This is a genomic window from Capillibacterium thermochitinicola, assembly GCF_013664685.1.
Classification (GTDB): Bacteria; Bacillota; UBA4882; order UBA10575; family UBA10575; genus Capillibacterium; species Capillibacterium thermochitinicola.
On the sequence record NZ_JAAKDE010000012.1, the window covers coordinates 61,202 to 79,143 of the forward strand.

Sequence of the window (17,942 nt, forward strand, 5' to 3'; positions counted from 1 at the left end):
TTCCCTTTCCATCAATCTTCTTTCCTTCTAAAAATTAACCTCGCCCAGGGGGACCTCAAAGGGCTCCCCGTCGGGTAACTGAATCACCAGTGTTTCCTTTAACATATTGATCTGGACTACCGTCGCTTCTTTTCCCTGGTATTCCACCCTGCTGCCCACGGCCGGCAGCAGCTGGCTGCTCTCCCGGTAAGCGTCGGATTCAAACTTGAGGCAACACATTAGGCGGCCGCAGATCCCCGAGATCTTCGTCGGGTTAAGCGACAGGTTCTGTTCCTTGGCCATTTTGATCGAAACCGGGTCAAACTCCCCTAAAAACGTCGCACAACATAGAGAACGTCCGCAAGGGCCCAAGCCCCCGATCATTTTCGCCTCGTCCCGCACCCCAATCTGGCGGAGCTCAATCCGGGTCCGAAAGACCGAAGCCAGATCCTTTACCAGTTCCCGGAAATCAACCCGGCCGTCCGCCGTAAAATAAAAGATTACTTTATTCCGGTCAAAGGTATATTCCACATCAATCAGCTTCATCTCGAGACCGTGTTGTTTAATCTTCTCCAGACAGATCCGGAAGGCGTCGGCTTCCTTATTTTTATTCTCAAGGTACTGGGCTTTGTCTTTCTCCGTGGCCACCCGGATCACCTTTTTCAACGGCGGGGTAATCTCGGTGGCCGGGACCACCTTCGGTCCGATCTTCACCGTGCCGTACTCCAAACCCCGCGCCGTTTCCACGATCACTTCCTGGTCGGGCTTTAAATCCAAGTTGTTCGGGTCAAAATAGTAAATTTTGCCGGCCCGTTTAAACCGGACCCCAACGACTGTATATGCTTCCGCCGGAGAACTCTCCGTCGCCTGTTCCGTTTCTTCCGTCGTCTGTTTTGTTTCCTCCGTCTTTTCCTCTTCCGTCATTTGGTCTTCTTCGTCTGTCGTCTGTTTTACTTCTTCGGTCGACTGTTTCATGTCTTCCACCGTCTGTTTGGTTTCTTCCATTCTGCTCCCTCCTTTCCGGCTTGATACCACCGTTAGTGCCGCGGACCTGCTCCCAACTCTTCGTAGATGGTAAGAAACAAGTCCTCCAGTAAAAGGCGGAGGTTAAGGTTGGCCGCCGTGTACGCCCGGGCCTGCTGAAGAGCGGCGTTGACCCGGATTAAAGCTTGCGTGTCCTTCCCCGCGTCGGCCGCCGCCAATAAGGCGGTCCGGAAGTGGGCTTGCAGCCCTTGTAAATACAGATCCACTTGGTTCCGGTCGGTACTGCTTAACTGTTCCGCCCACCGCAAAAGCGCCCCCAGATCGGAGACGGGGAGATCCGCCCCGCTCGCCAAGGGGGAACCGCCCTCCGGCCCAACACCGCCCAGCTGGACCCGTTGCATCCGGGAACGGATCGTAGGCAGAACGCCCCGTTCATCCTCGGCCAACGCGAGAAAATAAACGGCGGGCGGCGGCTCCTCCAGTGTTTTTAGGAACGCATTGGCTGCCACTTCGGTCAGGGCTTCAAACTTCTGAAAAAAATAAACTTTGCCCGCGGAAAGATAGGGATTGAGGAGAGCATCGTAACAGATTTGCCGTACCTCTTCCAGCTTGATCTTTCCCTCCTCGGGGACCACCACCCGGAAATCCGGGTGACTTCCTTGTTCCATGAGCCGGCAAGCGCGACAATGGCCACAAGGTTTCTCTGCTTCCGCCGCACAAAGCAGAGTTTGGGCAAGACGCCGGATCCCCTCTTCATTTTCCCGGTTCAGGGGCCCCAGGAACAGATAAGCATGGCTGGCCTTCCCACTGGCAAAGATCCTTTGCAGTTCGGCAAAACGCCGGTTTGCTATTATCTCGGCCACAATCATTCTCCTTGGCTTTCGTTGCTTGTCATTACCGCCAATTAATATTGTAACGGAATCGGGTTCCGGAAACAACGGAAAAAGCTTGCCTTAAAATGCCGGTCAGTAGTACAGATCGATCAATAAACCGCGGATCTCATCGATCTTCGCCATCAGCGTGATCGTCTCGGCGTTTTTCTCTAAAACCGCCGTTGTTAACTCCTCCAGTGCCTGGTTGATCTTCTGCACCACGCAGAACACCCGGCGGTTACCCCGCCGGTCCCAGCGGCTCTCGCCTTTCATTTGGTAACTGCCGCTGATTGCTTTCTTCATAAAGTCACGCACCGCCGCCCGGTAGGAACGGAGGGTGGCCATGCTCGGCTGGTTTACCAGTTTTTTCGCAGCTTCATCAACCCGGTTTAAAAGCTGATCCCAACCGGTTGCCTCCTGTTCACCGGCGGTCCTCAGAATCTGCTTAAAGGCCACTTTGCCCTCGTGCTCCGGGATTAATTCGCCCCGCTCGGGCAGGGGGGAAGACGATTCGGTCCCGATTCCTTTAATCCGCATTCCTCTTCACTCCTAAAACTTTTCAAAAGACTCAACTTTCAGGGTGAATACGGTCGCCCCGCCGACTTCTACTTCGACCGGGGTCGGGATGTAGGTGTTCAAGGTCTGGTCGACCGCCGTCATCGGGCTGACCAACCCTTTCCTGGTCCGGCAGATCCCTTTGATAATCGAATTAACCTCTTCGGCCTGTTCTTCTTGGACCCCGATTAATAAGGTGGTATTCCCTTGACGAAGGAACCCGCCGGTGCTGGCCAGTTTGGTCGCGCGGTAGCCTTTCTCCAGCAAAGCAGTGAGCAGACGATTAACGTCCTGATCCTGAACCACAGCGATCAGTAGTAACATTTATGATCCTCCTTTCCCTTCCTTTCCCACCGGGACCCAGGGGAACTTTGCCAAGAAGTGCGCCCAGATTTGCTGATGAAGTTCCTCCTTTGCCCGATCGGAACCGTTAAGCAAACAAAACCGTGCGGCCTCGGCGGCCGCCAGCCGTAGATAGCCCTGACGGACTTTCTCTTGAAAAGCGAGGCCCTTGGCTTCAATCCGGTCCGTTCCATTGTTTTTGCTCCGTTCCTGCACCCGGGACCAGCCCTGTTCAGGCGTGATGTCAAGTAAAAAGGTGAGGTCGGGTACCAGGCCGCCGGTGGCAAAAGTATTCAGCTTTCGAATCAGCTCCGGATCGTTCTCAGAGGCAAATCCTTGGTAGGCCAGGGTGGAATCGGTAAACCGCTCACAGATGACCACCGCGCCCCGGGCGAGCCCCGGACGGATCACTTGGCGCACATGTTGCGCCCGGGCTGCCGCGTAAAGGAGAACCTCGGTCTCCGGGGCCAGATCTTCCTCGGGAAAAAGGAGAAGTTCACGGATCTTTTCGGCCAGCACCGTCCCCCCCCGGCTCCCGGGTGATGACCGTGGGGACACCCTCCGCCGTAAGGCGGGCCGCTAACATCTGTGCTTGCGTGGACTTTCCTGACCCGTCGATCCCCTCAAATGTTACAAAAATACCCTGTTTCATGTTTACTCCTTGCTTTGTCTCTAAATCTCCCCGTCCACGGGCCATTTTCATTTTTTCATTAATTTTTTCGACAAAAAGACCCCTGCTTCCTTTTTTCCGGCCGCGGGAATAAAAAAACCTGGTCCCGAAAACCAGGTTCCTTACATTCCTTTCAACCATTTATGCCAGAGAATACGAAAACCGGCAAGCCACTGGGGATAATCTTCATCAGCCACGTTTAACTGGGCCAGTCGCTTTTCACAGGCCGGGCAGATCACCTCCCCGTGGATCCGCAGTCCGCCACAGGTTATCTGACCGCAAAAAGAGCAAGAAACCTTATCGTCCATTTGCGCAACACCCCACCGGGATAATAATATTCCCGGGATCGCCAATGTGTGCCTTTTTCCTCTACAACCAGGTCTTCAAAAAACATAAGGAGATTAAGCCGGGCAGGCCCAAGAAACCACAGTAAAAAATGGTATAAAGGTTCAATGGTAAATAGTACCCGGTAAAACGGGTCAAAAGGTTAAAGCCAAAAAGGAGGAGAAAACCGCTTCCGCCTTTAAACAGAAGCTCCAGACCAAACTGGAGCGGCGAGGAAAGGTACTTCCCCCCGAAAGCAACCAGCAGCAACAAGAGAAAATACACCAGCAAAACTTCGAACGACACTCAAACCTCCTCCCCCAAAAAGAACCCTTTCCCTTCCACCAAAAACTTTTCCTGAAAACACCGCTCCTCCCGGGCCTTTTTCAGTAAATAAACATAGCGTTTCTCGGCCGCGCTCAAGGCATAAATGGCGTGATCGACCAATTCGGGATCGGTAACGGAATTAAAGTAGACCCGCGCCTCCTGCCAGTCTCTTTTGGCCTCCTCGACCAGGCGCCAATATCTTTCTTCCGCCCGTTTTTTCTGGTAGTCTTCCACTTTTAAAAGTTGGTTCAATAAATTGTTGATTAAATCCTTCTTCTCGGCAAACATTGCGTTCCCTCCCCCTTTAGTATTCAGCGGGGAGGAAAAAACTATACCCAATTTCAGGTTATCCTGAGATTATTTCTCATCTTTTCCTGGTTTGCTCTTGTCGCCAAAGGCCGTGCCTTTCAGCCAAAAACCGGTAATCACCATCCGGCGCTTGAGGACTCCGCCGAGGAGAAGCACCAAACCGGCCGCCCCCAAATAACCCCAAGGGAGGCCTTTTTTCATGTTGACCGGATAGATCACCGGCGGCCCGTCCTTCCCCGGTCGCAACTGTCTTTCCTGCGCATATTTTCCCCTTTCCGGTGCCAACAAGTCAAGAACCCGGGGTGCCGCGTCCGTTGTCGCCCCCCCCAAAGTGCCAGTCGCCGGGTTCGGTCCGGATCTCCCGGAGAAAACCGGGGCCAAAACCATCATAAGCACCGACCAACACATAGTAGCGCCAACTTTTCTGCGGCCGGCCCACCACCGCCATGGGTACCGATAAACGAATGATGTTCTGATCCGGCAGGTAGACTGCGGTCAGGTCGGTTTCGACCAAAGTTTGATCGCCGCTTAAATAAACCAACCGGCTACTTTCCCAGCCCACGCCCACCAGCGCAAATTCCCACCCGTACTGCGGTGCCATCTTGACACCCAGCGCCTCACTTAACGGGGCGGTTCTCCCACCGGGCCGCGTGTCGAGGTAAATATGGATCACCGGATGGATAAAGCCCTCCGGTGCGTTCCAGGGGTTGGTCACTTGCTTAATCCGAAGATCAAAGAACAACTGCTCGCCGTCACCGGCGACGCGGAACCACAACAGGTCGTAAAGGCCTTCATACGGCCGGAAGGCCAGATTGCGGGGGTAGATATAACTTCCCGGCCCGTAGTCATCCCCTGCCGGATCAACCGCCTCAAAATAAACTTCGACCGGCCGTTGTGCACCGCCTACCTGGCCTTGGACCGGAGCACAGAGCAGACAGAGACCAAGAAAAAAAAGAAGGTACTTCCACATTGTCCTCACCATCCTTATCCTCAAATTATGCATGGCTCCGGTAAACTATTCCACTTTTGCCCGCGCCCGGCCCCGGCGTTTTCTTTGCGTGATTGGTTTAAGAAAATCCTTTCCTTGGTACACTAAGATTGTTATGCCGCCCCCGCGAAAAAAGGAGGATCCAAAATGGATGCAAAAGTCAAACCAACAATCGGGGTTTTGGCTGCCGTCCCGTTTATTATGGTTTTGGGGAATTCAATGTTAATTCCGGTGCTCCCCGCCATCCAAAAGGCTTTGGACGTTTCCCTCTTGCAAGTCGGTCTCTTGATCACCGCCTTCTCGATCCCGGCCGGACTGACGATTCCCTTCGCCGGAATGCTCTCCGACCACGTCGGGCGGAAGATTGTCATGGTCCCCGCCCTCATTATCTACGGGACGGGCGGGCTGCTCGCCGGCGCTGCCGCTTTGCTCTTTAAAGAAAACGCCTATCCTTACATTTTGGGCGCCCGGATCATCCAGGGCATTGGGGCCGGGGGCACCTACCAGCTGGCCATGGCCTTGTCGGGCGATCTGATCCAAGACAACGAACGGGCTCAAGTCCTGGGCCTTTTAGAAGCGGCCAACGGACTGGGGAAGGTCGTCAGTCCGCTGGCGGGGGCGGCCATCGCTTTAATCGCTTGGTACATGCCGTTCTTTGTCTATGGAATCCTGGCTTTACCGATTGCCCTCGCCATCCTGTTCATTGCCAAAGAAGCAAACGCCAAGCAGCAGGCGCAACCCCTTTCCTCCTATTTCACCAATCTCCTCCAGATTCTCAAGGATAAAGGAGTAAACTTGGGGATTGCCTTCCTCTGCGGTCTCATCGTCCTTTTCTCCCTCTTCGGACTGTTAAGTTACTTCTCGGATCTCTTGGAAAAAACATTTCACCTTCAGACCTTCCACCGGGGTTTAATTATTGCCGTTCCTGTCCTGGCGATGGCGGTCACGTCCTATATTTTTGGGATTGTCCTCAAACAGCAGATGGTAAAGATCATGAAAGGAACCATCCTCGGCGGCCTTGCCCTCGTGGCGTTGGGTCTATTCTGCTTCCCGCTGGGTGATGGCATCGTCACTAAAACAATCTTTGCCACCTTGATCGGCACGGGCACCGGGATGGCCTTGCCCGCCCTGAACACCCTGATTACTTCTTCCGCGCCCACCAGCGAGCGGGGACTGGTCACCTGCCTGTACGGAACAGTCCGCTTCTTTGGGGTTGCCATCGGGCCTCCCCTGTTCAGCTTTGCCACCAAGTACGGCGCGCCGCTCATCTTCTGGAGCAACGTCGGGTGCGTGGCCGGCATTGCGGTTTTGGCCTTCTTCTTTATCCAACCCCAACAAATCCTGCCGGAAAGCCTGAAAGGGGGTGAGGGATAAAGTACCGGTAAAAATAACTATTTTTACCTTGCGCCCAAATATAAAGGAATAAAATGGAGAAAGGAGGGTAAATTATGGACCGGTTAGCGTTGATTCTCGTGATCATCGGTGCCCTCAACTGGCTCTTGGTCGGCCTGTTCCAGTACGACCTGGTCGCCAACTTGTTTGGCGGGATGGATTCCATGGTCAGCCGGATCATCTACACCCTCGTTGGTCTGGCCGGACTCTGGTGCCTGACCTTGCTCTTTCGCGACCGCGAACAGGTTAAAAACAAATAAGCTTCACTTTTGTCGCCCACCTGGTGCGAAATTAACACCCTGCGCTAGACGGTGTTCACCAGCGTGGGCGACTACTTAAATAACAAAAGGTGATGGAGGCCGGTTTTCCTCCAATATTTACCAATCCCGGAAACCCGATCCTCCCGCCCCGCCCATATGTTATAATCATTTTTAGGGCATCACAAGATTTGAGCTCAAGGGGGTGATTAGCAATGCAAATGACACGCAGTAAACGGTGGGCGACGCTCTTTCTCATTGGAACGTTACTTATCGCATCAACCTTATCAACCTGGGCCCAGACTTCTGATCCGCTCCGGATCCAGGCGGAAGCCGCAATCCTGGTCGACGCCGCTTCCGGAATGATTCTCTACCAGAAAAACGCGGACCAACCTTTGGCCATGGCCAGCATGTCAAAGATTCTCACCGAATATTTAATCCTGGAAGCCATCAACAATCAACAAATCTCCTGGGAAGATACGACCAGTATCAGCGAATATGCGTACCGTGTTTCCCAGAATCTCTCCCTCTCCAATGTTCCGCTCCGCCGGAATGAGCATTACACCATCAGGGAACTTTACGAAGCAATGGCCATCTATTCGGCCAACGGCGCAACCATCGCCCTGGCGGAAGTACTGGCGGGCAGTGAAACCGAGTTCGTACGCCTGATGAACGCCAAAGCAAAAGAGTTGGGGATGAAAAACTTCACCTTTGTCAATTCCACCGGTTTAAACAATAAAGATTTATTCGGGATGCACCCGGCCGGGACGGCCGACGCGGAAAATCTGGCTTCCGCCAAAGATACGGCGTTACTTGCCCTGCGTATCCTGCAGGATTATCCGGAAGTGCTAAACGTCGCTAGCATCCCCCGGAAAACCTTCCGTCCCGACACTCCGGATGCTATTCGCATGGACAACTGGAACTGGATGTTACCGGAACTGATTTACGGCTACGAAGGGATCGACGGGTTAAAAACCGGCTCGACGGCCCTGGCGGGCTATTGTTTTACCGCCACCGCCCAGCGGAATGATCGCCGCCTCATTTCTGTAGTGATGAATAGTCGTTCCTACGCCGACCGTTTCCAGGAAACCAAAAAACTGCTGGATTACGGGTTTAACAACTTTGAACGGAAAGAACTGGTCCCCGCGGGTTATCAGGTTCCGGAGCAGCCCGATCTCCCGGTGCAAAAGGGGAGAACCAACCGGGTGGGTATTGCCACGGCCAAACCGTTAACCCTCCTCATCCGGCGAGGCGAAGCCGAGCACTACCAACCGCAAGTGCAGTTGGAAACGGAGCGCCTCACCGCCCCGGTCACCAAAGGCCAACAAGTCGGTAGACTGGTCGCCACTTATACGGGGCCAACCCAATACGAGTATCTGACTGCCGATGGCCCGCTGCGGGAAAGCGTAGCACTGGTGACCACGGCCGAGGTGGAAAAAGCCGGCTTTGTCCGGCTTATCCTCCAACAGATCCGCGCCTTCTTTTCCTGGCTAGCCCAACAGATCCGCGGTCTGTTTTAATAAAGATCAATAAAAAAAAGCGGTGGCCCTTCGCCACCGGCTTTTTTTATGAAATCCATTTGTCAAGAACAGCGGCAATCCGCTGTTTGGGGAGCGCGCCGTTGATGGTGTCCACCACTTTGCCGTCTTTAAAGATGAGCATGGTTGGGATCGTCATGATCTGGTACTGGGTGGAAAGGGCCATGTTTTCGTCGGTGTTCACCTTCCCAATCTTTACTTTTCCCGCATACTCCTCGGCCAGCTGGTCTATGATCGGGGCCACCATCCGGCAAGGACCACACCAAGGTGCCCAAAAATCAACCATCGCCACGCCCTTATAGTCGAGCACTTCCGTTTTAAAGTTGTCCTGGTTTAACGTCAATGCCATCTTTTTTCCCTCCTTAAATTAGTAAAACTTCTTGAAGACTTCGGTAAAGCGCTTCACCGCCGCCTCGGGGTTACCCCCCTTGGCCATTTCCTGTGCGAGGCAGGTTGCCAGTTGATTGCTTAAGATCGTCATTGCCACTTGCACCACGGCCGCTTTCACCGCCGCCGCCTGGTAGACCACTTCCTGACAGGAACGCTCCTCTTCAATCATCCGTTGCAACCCCCGCACCTGGCCTTCAATGCGGCGCAAACGTTTCAAGAGGTCTTCTTTAATATCTCCGGAAATCTGGTCAATATAATCAACCCCATGCTGGACCATCCTTCCTCCCACCTCCTTACTATACCCCCTATGGTATATAATAGACGACCTTGATCGTTTTGTCAAGAGGAACGGGGCGCTTTAAACTTGAAATTTCCCGGCCACCGGAAGCCGCCGTTTGGGTCCCAACGGATTGGTTGTTACCCGCAAACCGGGGGCCGTCTGCCGCCGTTTAAACTCGCTCCGGTGAACCGCCTTGATCACCCAGTCCACCGTCGCCGCCGCGAAACCGGCCGCCTTGATTTCGGCCGGTGTCCAGTTTTCGTCAAGATAGAGCGCCAAAATCCGGTCGAGGATGGGGTAGGGGGGGGAGAGTATCCTGATCCAGCTGGTTCGGGCGCAGCTCCGCCGAGGGCGGCTTGGCGATGATCGCCTCCGGAATCACTTCCCGCTCCCGGTTGGCCTCCATTGCCAATTCGTAAACCATGGTTTTTGGGACGTCGGCCAGGACAGCCAGGCCGCCGCTCAGATCAGCGCCGCCCAGGGTGCAATAACCCACCATCAATTCGCTTTTGTTCCCGGCGGTCAGCACCAGATAACCATATTTATTTGAGAAAGCCAGCAAAATGTTGGTCCGGATCCGGGCCTGCAAGTTCTCTTCCGTGGTGTCCCCCGGATCATTTTGGTGGCCGATGTACGGGCGGAGGCCCGTGAGAAAACTCTGGAGAAAAGTGGTGATGGGGATCACATGGAAGTCAATCCCCAAGTTTTGGGCCAAAACCCGGGAATCCTCCACGCTGCCGACGGAGGAGTAGGGGGAAGGCATCGTCACGGCCAGGACATTCTTCGGACCCAAAGCTTCGGCGGCCAAACAACAGACCAGGGCGGAATCAATCCCGCCGGAGAGGCCGACCACGGCCTTGGTAAACCCGGTTTTCCGGGCATAGTCGCGAATCCCCAGGACCAGAGCGTCGTAAACCATCCGTCGCGCCGTCGGGCGGGGCGGAGGGGTAGACGCCTCCCCGGAGGAAGTTTCCGGCTCAAGGTCGACCGCCGCCACCGCTTCCTGAAAGGCAGGAGCCACATAACGCGTGTTCCCGTCCCCGTCGAACAAAAGGCTTTGTCCGCAGAAGATCGTCTCTTCATTGGCACCGACCTGGTTGACAAAGAGGAAAGGAATCCGGAAGCGTTGCGCACAGGCGGCCCCAAAGCGGTACAGCTTCTCCTCCCACCCGCAATAATAGGGGTAAGCCGCCAGGTTAATAATCAACCCGGTTTGCACGGCCAATTCCGTAAGCAACGATGACGGCTTCAACTCCTCTTGCGTGGCGGAGGATAGTGCCCAAAGGTCTTCCCCGATAAATACGCCGAGGCGTTTCCCGTTAATCGTTACGACGGGTGCCGGTTGTCCCGGTTGAAAATAAGCCGCCTCGTTGAACAGATCATAGGCGGGGAGCGTGGCTTTATGCTGCGTCCATAAAAGCTCTCCTCCGGCGTACAAAAGGGCCGAGTTGTACCAGTCCATTCCAGTTCCCGCTTCCGTTGGTGTCGGCGCACCCACTAAAATGGCAGTTTGCCGGTAGCGGGCCGATATACTACGTAAACGCTCCAGGGCCGCGACGGCTTGCTGCCGAAACCACTCCTTCTCCAAGAGCCCAAAGGGCGGATATCCGGTGAGATAAAGTTCCGGCAGGACCAAAAGATCGCTGTCCGCCGCTTCCCCGGCCAACAGGTGCTCGATACGGTCCAGATTCCCGCTCAAATCACCCACCACCGGGTTCAGTTGTGCAACGGTGATCCGCATCACCCATCCCCCTTCTCGCCGCCTTTTCCCGGCGGCACAGAAAGCGCATGCTTAATTTCCTTGTTTGCTTTTTAGGAAACTTCCTAGTTTAGTATCGGTCATCATAATATGTTTAATCAACCAATCAACCACTACCCGGTTGGTGTGGGCGACCAGCCAGATGCCAGCCCCCTCGGCTTCAAACTTCGCTTTCAATTCCAAAAAATTCTCCACAAACTTTTGGTGTTGTGCCCGGTGCTGTTCATACTCGGGATAAGCATTATCAAGCATCGCCTTTTCTTCCGTCCCAAAGTGAATCTTCACGTACTCCTCCAAAAAAGACAACACATTGCCGATCTCTTGCTTTCCTTCCCCGCGTTGACAGGCTTCCAAAAGATCATTGACTTTGCTGAAGAGCTCCTGGTGTTGTTGGTCGATCTCCGGCACGCCAACCGCGTATTGGGGGGTCCATTTGATCAACATGGCAGCACCTCTTTTCTGCATTAGTTTATACTGTTTATTCCTCCTTTTCCGGCGAAACCCTCTTCCGGACCGTAAAAATTAACCGAAACAACAAGCAAATAAATATCAATTAGACGAAGGAAAACCGGCCGCCGGCTTTTCTGACCTACAAAAACCGTAAACCCTGCCACAAAAAAAGAGGTAGACACTGCGGTCTACCTCTAAACATGCCATCCTTCTAGGCTTTTCGGCCGCGGGGCCGGTCCCGAAAACGTTCCAAAGCCAATTCGGCCAAGCGTTCAATCAGCTCCGGATAGGGGACACCGCTGGCGGCCCAGAGCTTGGGGTACATACTGATCTTGGTAAAGCCGGGGATCGTGTTGATCTCATTAACTAAGATCCGTCCGTCCCGCTTGAGGACAAAAAAGTCAACGCGGCCCATTCCCGCACAATCAACCGCTTTAAACGCCCGCACCGCCAGATCCTGCACTTCGGCGGTTTGTTCCGGGGTCAGACGGGCGGGAATAATCAACTCGGAATCGTTTTTCACGTATTTATCCTCGTAACTATAAAATTCCGCCCCCGGGACAATCTCCCCCGGTACGGAGGCACGGGGCTCTTCATTGCCAAGCACCGCACATTCCACTTCGTAGCCGTCCAAAAAGGCCTCAACCACTACTTTCCGGTCAAAATTCAAGGCCAGGGAGAAAGCTGCTTCCAACTCCGCGCGATTATGGGCTTTACTGATACCCACACTTGACCCCATATTAGCCGGTTTGACAAAACAAGGATAGCCCAGCCGGTCTTCGATGGCGGTGCAGATCCGCGCCCGGTCTTTCTCCCATTCGTGGCGCCGGAAAACCAGATAATCACCGACAGGAAGACCATGGTGTTTAAAAAGGGCTTTCATTATTTCTTTATCCATTCCGGCCGCCGAAGCCATTACTCCGCCGCCGATATAGGGAATCCCGGCCAATTCCAAGAGCCCCTGCACCGTCCCGTCTTCACCCATTGGTCCGTGGAGCAGGGGAAAAACCAAGTCAACCGTTTCGCGCAGGTAACCCAGGAGAAAACCGTTCCGGTTCTGTACGATCCGGTCCGCATCAGCAGCCGCGCCATGACCGCCGCTGACCTCGAAGCAACCCCTTTCCACCAACGACTCCGGAGCGAGCCCGGGGATCCACTGCCCGTCTTTACTAATCCCAATCGGCAAAACTTCAATTCTTCCCCGGATCGCCTGGGCAACGGAAGCCGCCGACATCACCGAAACCTCATGTTCGCTCGATTGTCCGCCGTAGAGCAGCGCCATTTTCAGCCCCATCTTGCGGTCACCACCATTCTTCTCTGTTCTCGTTTCCAGTTCTTAATATATCATATACAACCGGTCGGCCCGACAAGACTTTTTTCCCTTACTTCGGTAAATAACCGGCCGGATCAACGGGAGCCCCTTCTTTACGCACCTCAAAATGGAGATGGGGGCCGGTACTCAAGCCCGTGCTTCCCGATTTGGCAATCACTTGCCCCTGGGCCACCACATCCCCTTCTTTTACTAAAAGCCGCGAATTATGGGCATAGGCGGTTGCCAGGCCGTTCCCGTGGTCGATTACGATAAAGTAGCCGTACCCGCCGTTCCAGCCGCTGATCATGACCCGCCCCCGGTCCGCCGCCAGTACATCGGTGCCGGTGGGGACGGCGATATCGATGCCGGAGTGGAACCGTTTCTGCTTCAGAATCGGGTGCATCCGTTCCCCGAACGGCGAGCTGATCCGTCCTTTGACGGGAAGCGGCCAGATCAGCTTGCCGGTGCCCATGGCTTCTTTTTGCTGCCGTCGTTTAATTTCCGCCTCGATCTGCCGCGAAGTCTCTTCCAGCTCATCAAGGGCGGCTTCTAATCTCTTCCGGTCCTGCTGGATCTTGTTCAGCTCTTCTTCGGCCTTTTTGACCAGCGCCGCTTTGAGTTTCTGCTGCTCCGCCGCAGCTTTTTCCAAGGAAATTACCGCGGCCCGCTGTTGATCCAGTTCCCGTCTTTTCCCTTGGAGCGTTCTTTGGTGGGCGCTGATCTCTTCCTTAATCGCCGTTACTTCCGCGATCAAACGGGCATCGGCCCGTAGAAAATAGGAGACCATCTCGAATTTACTGATTAAATCCGCAAAATTCTCCGCGGCCACCAGCAATTCCAAATAACTCAACGGACCGTATTTGTAGACCGCAACCAAACGCCGGTTGTATTGATCCGCCCGTTCGCGTTGGAGGCGATTCAACCGGGCTAATTCCTGTTCCACCTGGGCCTGTTCCCGTTCCAACTTGGTGATCTCCCGTTGCACCAGGCGCAATCTTTGGTCCAACCTCTCCAGTTCCAACTCAATCTGATCCAGTTCCTGCTGGGCGGTGAGCAAAGCACTCAAGACCGATGACTCCTGTTTTTTCATGGTCGAGAGCTGCTGTTTTGTCCGTTCGATTAAACGGTTGATCCGCTCCAGCTCCGCTTCTTCCTGAGCCGTAAGGAGAGGGACAAAGAAAAGGAAGGACAGGAAAACAAGGACCCGGCCAAACCTGCTGCGTTGTCCTTCTTGCCGCATTCCGCTCATCCTTTGCCCCGAAGTTAATAAACCCATCAATTGCTAAATTTCGCTTTTTTACGGGGTTTTCCTGCCATCCTGCGGGAATTCCAACGCTCATCCGGTCAACAAATCCGGTAAATACCACGCTCCTTAAAGCTCATCCTTTTCGGTATTCTCGCCCTCAATTAGGCAAGTACTCAACCTGTCTTATAGGCGCTTCCTATACGACCGGGTCCCCGCACCACCTGATCCCCAAATAGGCAGCCAGTTCCCGGCTGGGTGTGGACAGATCCGTTTTATCCACCGCACTCAGATGTTCTTTCCCTAAACACAAAGCGGCCACCTGCATCTCCTGCACCGCGGCTTTCAAGAAATTAGCCAGGCTTTGCGCCCCTTGATCGATATTGAGCTTGTTGTTCTGTTTTGACCCTTCATAAATCAATTTGGTCGGCGGTTCCCACGGCAGAACCTTGACCGCCTGGGTATGAACCAAAGCAAGGAGGGCAATGGTCCCGATAAAAACCGCATCCGCCCCCAAAGCCAAAGCTTTAAGGAAATCTATGCCCGTATAGAGTCCGCCCCCAATCAACAGGGAGATCCTGCCTGACAAATTTTTCTCGTCCAAGAACCGTCGCGCCCGCACCAAAGCGTAAAGCGTGGGCGTACCCAAAGCGTCCAAACTGGAACCCAGCCCGCCGTGGGTCCCCCCTTCCATCCCGTCAATGGCAATAAAATCGGGTTTGGCCTGGACCAGGATCTCCAGTTCCCGTTCGAGCCATTGGGTGGCCCCCAGTTTAAATCCCACCGGTACGCCTTCCGTTTGCGCCCGGATCGCCCTCACCAATTCCTTTAATTCCTGGTTTGTTTTCACCTCCAACAAACGGGGCGGGATCACCGCTTTTTCCCCCGGCTTTACGCCTAAAAGGTGACGCAGTTGGGGGTTGCGGGCCAAGCGGCGGGGGGAGAGCTCGGCCGGGGCCGGTCCCCACAAGCCCTGCCCCAGCTGGATCTCGACGGCATCCGCCTTTTGCAAAACCTCCATGTCCTTCGCCCAGCTCCCCCGGGCGTATTGAATGATCAGTTTCTCGGCGGCGGCTCTTTCCGCCGGCAAAAAAGGCCCGTTCCCGGTGTTGGCCGCCGTTCCGGCCATGGTCGCCCCCAAAGCCAGCGCTTGCTTGGTTTTTGCGCTTAAAGCAGTCCCGTAGGCCATCCCCCCAATCAGCACCGGGATCCTTATCTTCAAAGGATACTTGGCCTCCGGGCCAATTACCACTTCCGTCCCGATTTTCGTGTAGTCCAACAACGGCTGGCGGTAGAAATAAACCGGATTAAAATAAAGATCTTGCCAGGGCGAAACCACATTGCGGCGCCCAAAGGGCCGCTCCGGCGGTTGCCCGTGGGCCGATCGCAATTCCGCCTCGACCAACCGGTCGAGCCCAATCTTTTTCGCCAGATTATACGTTTCAAATAGATTGCTCCAGTAACGATCGGTGGTAATCCGTTTATACAAAAACGCGAAGATGAGGGAGATTAATCCCCGGCTGGCCACCACCAGCAGGCAGAAGAAGACGATCAACCCTGTTATGGCCGCCAAAACACCTAGGCCGAATAGTTTCATCACAATTCGCCTCACCCGGATTAATTATTACTAATGACAATATTTTAACCAATCATACCGTTTTCTAACCGCCTTTACTGGTTATCCCAAACCATTTGTTTTTTATCAGAAATGGGATTCCCTTTAATTCCCACTAGGAAAACCCAGTTCTAGCAAGAATTATGCTTTATGCCAGGTCGTCCATGCCGCTGAAGACCCAACTTTCATCACACCTCTAATTGCCGTCGGCGACCAAAAACGACAACATGAAAGAGGAGTGTTTGCAGATGAAAGGCAAAAAACGTTACATCCGGTGCGGATCATTCCTGCTGGCCCTGCTGGTCATGCTCTTGCCGGTTCTCGCCAGCGCCCAAACCTATCAAGTCAAACCGGGGGACTCACTGTATCTCATTTCCCGTCGTTTCAATGTCCCCACCGATACACTCAAAAACGGCAACAACTTGGCTTCTAATATGATATATCCCGGACAAACCCTGATTATCCCCACGGCCTATACGGTGCGCCCCGGTGATTCCCTTTACCTGATTGCCAACCGTAACGGAATTACGCTCTCCAGCTTACGCACCACCAATAACCTTTGGCATGACTACTTAGAAATCGGACAAGTTCTCTACCTGCCGCTCGGCCAGGGGAGCACCAACCCAAACCCCGGGGCGCCCTCCGGCGGTAGCCAGTTCTATACGGTCCGGGTCAACGACAGCCTTTACCTGATTGCCAAACGTTTCGGTACCACCATCCAAGCCCTGAAGACGGCAAACAAACTCTCTTCCGACTTTATTTATCCCGGACAAGTCTTGACGATCCCGACCGGCACGGCTCCTTCCAATCCCGGCGGAAACAACGGGGGGCCCGGCGGGAATTACGGGAATAAATACAACCTTTCCCAAGCGGAGATCGAGCTCCTCGCCCGTTTAGTCCGGGCGGAGGCCGAAGGGGAATCTTACGAGGGCCAAGTCGCCGTGGCCGCTTCCGTCCTCAACCGGCTCAACGACCCCCGTTACCCCAACACGATTAGCCAGATTATCTACCAGGTGGACCAGGGAAAATACTACCAATACAGTCCGGTGATGGATGGACGGATCAACTTGCCGCCCACCGCCACGAGCCTAAAAGCGGTCCAGGACGCCCTGAACGGGTGGGATCCTTCCAACGGGGCCATCGGTTTTTACAACCCGGCCAAAACCACGAACAAATGGGTCCGCTCCCAGCCGATCACCGCTCAGATCGGGAACCACGTTTTCTTCCGAAACTAACCAGGGTCTACCAACAACTTACCAAACCAAAAAGAAACCGCCCGGCACGGGCGGTTTCTGTATGGTCCGGCGAAGGTATATAGTTTTTTTGGGAGCTTCTGTTACCGCGGTAGGTAACTCCTACTCCGGTAAGAACGATAGATTAAGAATCTCGCCAACCGGCGTCGCCTGCGGAATCATGCCCAGTTCGATCATCAACTGCTGGGCATCTTCCCAACTGGCCGGGTCCGAACGGCCCAGCCCGTACGTACGCGTGTAATCATTCTCCCATAAAGCCATGGATGCTTTTAAGACTTCCCATTCCTGCTTCTTTTGTTCTTCCCCCAGTTCCGGCAGGTACTTCAGGCAGATCGCAAAGGCCTCTTCCGGGTGGGCGAGGGCATATTGCAACCCCTTGTAACTGGCCCGCACCATTTTACCCACCTCCGCCGGTGCCTTTTCCACTTTTCCGGCGCCGGTAATCAGGCCGTGCCCAACCAGGGAAAAGTAATCCCAGGAGTTGATCTGGTTGACCGCCACCCCCATCGCCTTCAGCTTGATCGGTTCGTTGTTGGCGAAACCGACCACCGCATCCACCTTGTCCTCCAATAACGACGGAATCTGGGTATAGCCGATATCAACAAGGTGAACATCCTTCTCCGCAAGACCGGCCCGGCGCAGGATGGCCTGCACCGCCAGGAGATTGGTCCCGTATAACGGGAGACCGACCGTTTTTCCCTTTAAGTCGGTGGCGGTTTTGATCCCCGTCTCCGCTTTCGCAATGACCGCCGGGGGAAATTCGGCATACAGACTCATCAGGTAGACCACAGGAATCCCTTGCCCCCGCGCCACCAGCACTTGGTCCCCGCCGGCAATGGCGTAATCCATCTTGCCGGTGGCCACCAGCTGCAAAGCATCGATGTCCATCCGGTAATCAAAGACAACCTCCAGTCCTTCTTCCCGGAAATAGCCTTTCTCCTCCGCCACGTACCAGGGAGCAAACTGAACATTGGGAATATAGGTCATCGCCAGAGTAACCGTGCGCGACTGTACCGGACGAGTCCAAAACAGCACTCCGCCAAGCAGCAGGACCGCCGCCACCAGCAGCAAAACGAGTTTTTTCTTCATCTTTCCTCTCCTCC

24 protein-coding genes are annotated in these 17,942 nt (G+C 54.4%); 4 read left to right on the forward strand and 20 right to left on the reverse strand.

What is annotated here, in order from left to right:
• Window positions 1–27 precede the first annotated feature (27 nt).
• From G5B42_RS06235 to G5B42_RS06280, 11 genes are all read right to left on the reverse strand, one after another.
• Window positions 28–984, reverse strand: a complete 957-nt coding sequence (locus tag G5B42_RS06235) for a PSP1 domain-containing protein (protein WP_269206177.1) — start codon at window positions 982–984, stop codon at window positions 28–30.
• A gap of 32 nt (window positions 985–1,016) precedes the next feature.
• Window positions 1,017–1,826 carry a hypothetical protein gene (locus G5B42_RS06240; protein WP_181339597.1) on the reverse strand — a complete coding sequence of 270 codons (810 nt, stop codon included), beginning with the start codon at window positions 1,824–1,826 and terminating at the stop codon, window positions 1,017–1,019.
• Window positions 1,827–1,928: 102 nt separating this feature from the next.
• Window positions 1,929–2,372, reverse strand: coding sequence for a YaaR family protein (locus G5B42_RS06245; protein WP_181339598.1), 444 nt, complete (start codon window positions 2,370–2,372; stop codon window positions 1,929–1,931).
• A gap of 12 nt (window positions 2,373–2,384) precedes the next feature.
• Window positions 2,385–2,714, reverse strand: a complete 330-nt coding sequence (locus G5B42_RS06250) for a cyclic-di-AMP receptor (protein ID WP_181339599.1) — start codon at window positions 2,712–2,714, stop codon at window positions 2,385–2,387.
• Entirely contained in the window at window positions 2,715–3,251 is a 537-nt protein-coding gene (gene tmk / locus G5B42_RS06255) for a dTMP kinase (RefSeq protein ID WP_331274057.1), read from the reverse strand.
• The gene (locus G5B42_RS11850) at window positions 3,229–3,384 is read right to left on the reverse strand and encodes a dTMP kinase (RefSeq protein ID WP_231133288.1); all 156 of its coding nucleotides are present in this window, start codon (window positions 3,382–3,384) and stop codon (window positions 3,229–3,231) included. The genes tmk and G5B42_RS11850 overlap by 23 nt, the downstream gene beginning before the upstream one ends.
• A 140-nt stretch (window positions 3,385–3,524) precedes the next feature.
• A complete protein-coding gene (locus tag G5B42_RS06260; RefSeq protein WP_181339600.1) occupies window positions 3,525–3,710 on the reverse strand; it encodes a sigma factor G inhibitor Gin in 186 nt (61 codons plus the stop codon).
• Window positions 3,711–3,771: 61 nt separating this feature from the next.
• Window positions 3,772–4,032, reverse strand: a complete 261-nt coding sequence (locus G5B42_RS06265) for a pro-sigmaK processing inhibitor BofA family protein (RefSeq protein ID WP_181339601.1) — start codon at window positions 4,030–4,032, stop codon at window positions 3,772–3,774.
• A complete protein-coding gene (locus G5B42_RS06270; protein WP_181339602.1) occupies window positions 4,033–4,341 on the reverse strand; it encodes a DUF2508 family protein in 309 nt (102 codons plus the stop codon).
• A 69-nt stretch (window positions 4,342–4,410) separates the two neighbouring features.
• Entirely contained in the window at window positions 4,411–4,692 is a 282-nt protein-coding gene (locus tag G5B42_RS06275; protein ID WP_231133318.1) for a hypothetical protein, read from the reverse strand.
• Complete coding sequence (locus tag G5B42_RS06280; protein WP_181339604.1) at window positions 4,652–5,332, reverse strand: glucodextranase DOMON-like domain-containing protein; 681 nt, start codon at window positions 5,330–5,332, stop codon at window positions 4,652–4,654. Before G5B42_RS06280 ends, G5B42_RS06275 begins: the two co-directional genes overlap by 41 nt.
• Window positions 5,333–5,497: 165 nt before the next feature.
• Between G5B42_RS06280 and G5B42_RS06285 the strand changes: the two genes are divergently transcribed.
• The 3 genes from G5B42_RS06285 (at window position 5,498) to G5B42_RS06295 (ending at window position 8,519) form a co-directional block, all read left to right on the forward strand.
• The gene (locus G5B42_RS06285; RefSeq protein ID WP_181339605.1) at window positions 5,498–6,724 is read left to right on the forward strand and encodes an MFS transporter; all 1,227 of its coding nucleotides are present in this window, start codon (window positions 5,498–5,500) and stop codon (window positions 6,722–6,724) included.
• 74 nt (window positions 6,725–6,798) lie between these two features.
• Window positions 6,799–7,002, forward strand: a complete 204-nt coding sequence (locus tag G5B42_RS06290) for a DUF378 domain-containing protein (protein ID WP_181339606.1) — start codon at window positions 6,799–6,801, stop codon at window positions 7,000–7,002.
• A 212-nt stretch (window positions 7,003–7,214) separates the two neighbouring features.
• Window positions 7,215–8,519: a D-alanyl-D-alanine carboxypeptidase family protein gene (locus G5B42_RS06295; protein ID WP_231133289.1), complete on the forward strand. Its 1,305-nt coding sequence runs from the start codon at window positions 7,215–7,217 to the stop codon at window positions 8,517–8,519.
• Window positions 8,520–8,565: 46 nt separating this feature from the next.
• Here the strand turns inward: G5B42_RS06295 and trxA are convergent, their stop codons facing one another.
• From trxA to G5B42_RS06330, 8 genes are all read right to left on the reverse strand, one after another.
• The gene (gene trxA / locus G5B42_RS06300) at window positions 8,566–8,886 is read right to left on the reverse strand and encodes a thioredoxin (protein WP_181339607.1); all 321 of its coding nucleotides are present in this window, start codon (window positions 8,884–8,886) and stop codon (window positions 8,566–8,568) included.
• Between the two features lie 18 nt (window positions 8,887–8,904).
• Window positions 8,905–9,204, reverse strand: coding sequence for a metal-sensitive transcriptional regulator (locus G5B42_RS06305; protein ID WP_181339608.1), 300 nt, complete (start codon window positions 9,202–9,204; stop codon window positions 8,905–8,907).
• Between the two features lie 81 nt (window positions 9,205–9,285).
• Window positions 9,286–9,486 (reverse strand): hypothetical protein, encoded by a 201-nt coding sequence (locus G5B42_RS11855; RefSeq protein ID WP_231133290.1) that lies wholly within the window; start codon window positions 9,484–9,486, stop codon window positions 9,286–9,288.
• Window positions 9,470–10,948, reverse strand: a complete 1,479-nt coding sequence (gene nadE / locus G5B42_RS06310; RefSeq protein ID WP_231133291.1) for an NAD(+) synthase — start codon at window positions 10,946–10,948, stop codon at window positions 9,470–9,472. The genes G5B42_RS11855 and nadE overlap by 17 nt, the downstream gene beginning before the upstream one ends.
• Before the next feature lie 51 nt (window positions 10,949–10,999).
• Window positions 11,000–11,431, reverse strand: a complete 432-nt coding sequence (locus tag G5B42_RS06315; protein WP_231133292.1) for a bacteriohemerythrin — start codon at window positions 11,429–11,431, stop codon at window positions 11,000–11,002.
• Window positions 11,432–11,627: 196 nt separating this feature from the next.
• On the reverse strand, window positions 11,628–12,710 hold the full coding sequence (locus G5B42_RS06320) for a D-alanine--D-alanine ligase family protein (RefSeq protein WP_181339610.1): 1,083 nt from the start codon (window positions 12,708–12,710) through the stop codon (window positions 11,628–11,630).
• Between the two features lie 88 nt (window positions 12,711–12,798).
• Window positions 12,799–13,968 carry a murein hydrolase activator EnvC family protein gene (locus G5B42_RS06325; protein WP_181339611.1) on the reverse strand — a complete coding sequence of 390 codons (1,170 nt, stop codon included), beginning with the start codon at window positions 13,966–13,968 and terminating at the stop codon, window positions 12,799–12,801.
• Window positions 13,969–14,170: 202 nt separating this feature from the next.
• A complete protein-coding gene (locus tag G5B42_RS06330) occupies window positions 14,171–15,568 on the reverse strand; it encodes an FMN-binding glutamate synthase family protein (protein ID WP_181339612.1) in 1,398 nt (465 codons plus the stop codon).
• A 266-nt stretch (window positions 15,569–15,834) separates the two neighbouring features.
• On the opposite strand from G5B42_RS06330, the gene G5B42_RS06335 reads away from it, so the two are divergent.
• Window positions 15,835–16,821 carry a LysM peptidoglycan-binding domain-containing protein gene (locus tag G5B42_RS06335; protein ID WP_181339613.1) on the forward strand — a complete coding sequence of 329 codons (987 nt, stop codon included), beginning with the start codon at window positions 15,835–15,837 and terminating at the stop codon, window positions 16,819–16,821.
• Window positions 16,822–16,941: 120 nt separating this feature from the next.
• Here G5B42_RS06335 and G5B42_RS06340 read toward each other — a convergent pair whose 3' ends face one another.
• Window positions 16,942–17,928 (reverse strand): ABC transporter substrate-binding protein, encoded by a 987-nt coding sequence (locus tag G5B42_RS06340; protein WP_181339614.1) that lies wholly within the window; start codon window positions 17,926–17,928, stop codon window positions 16,942–16,944.
• Between the last annotated feature and the right edge of the window lie 14 nt (window positions 17,929–17,942).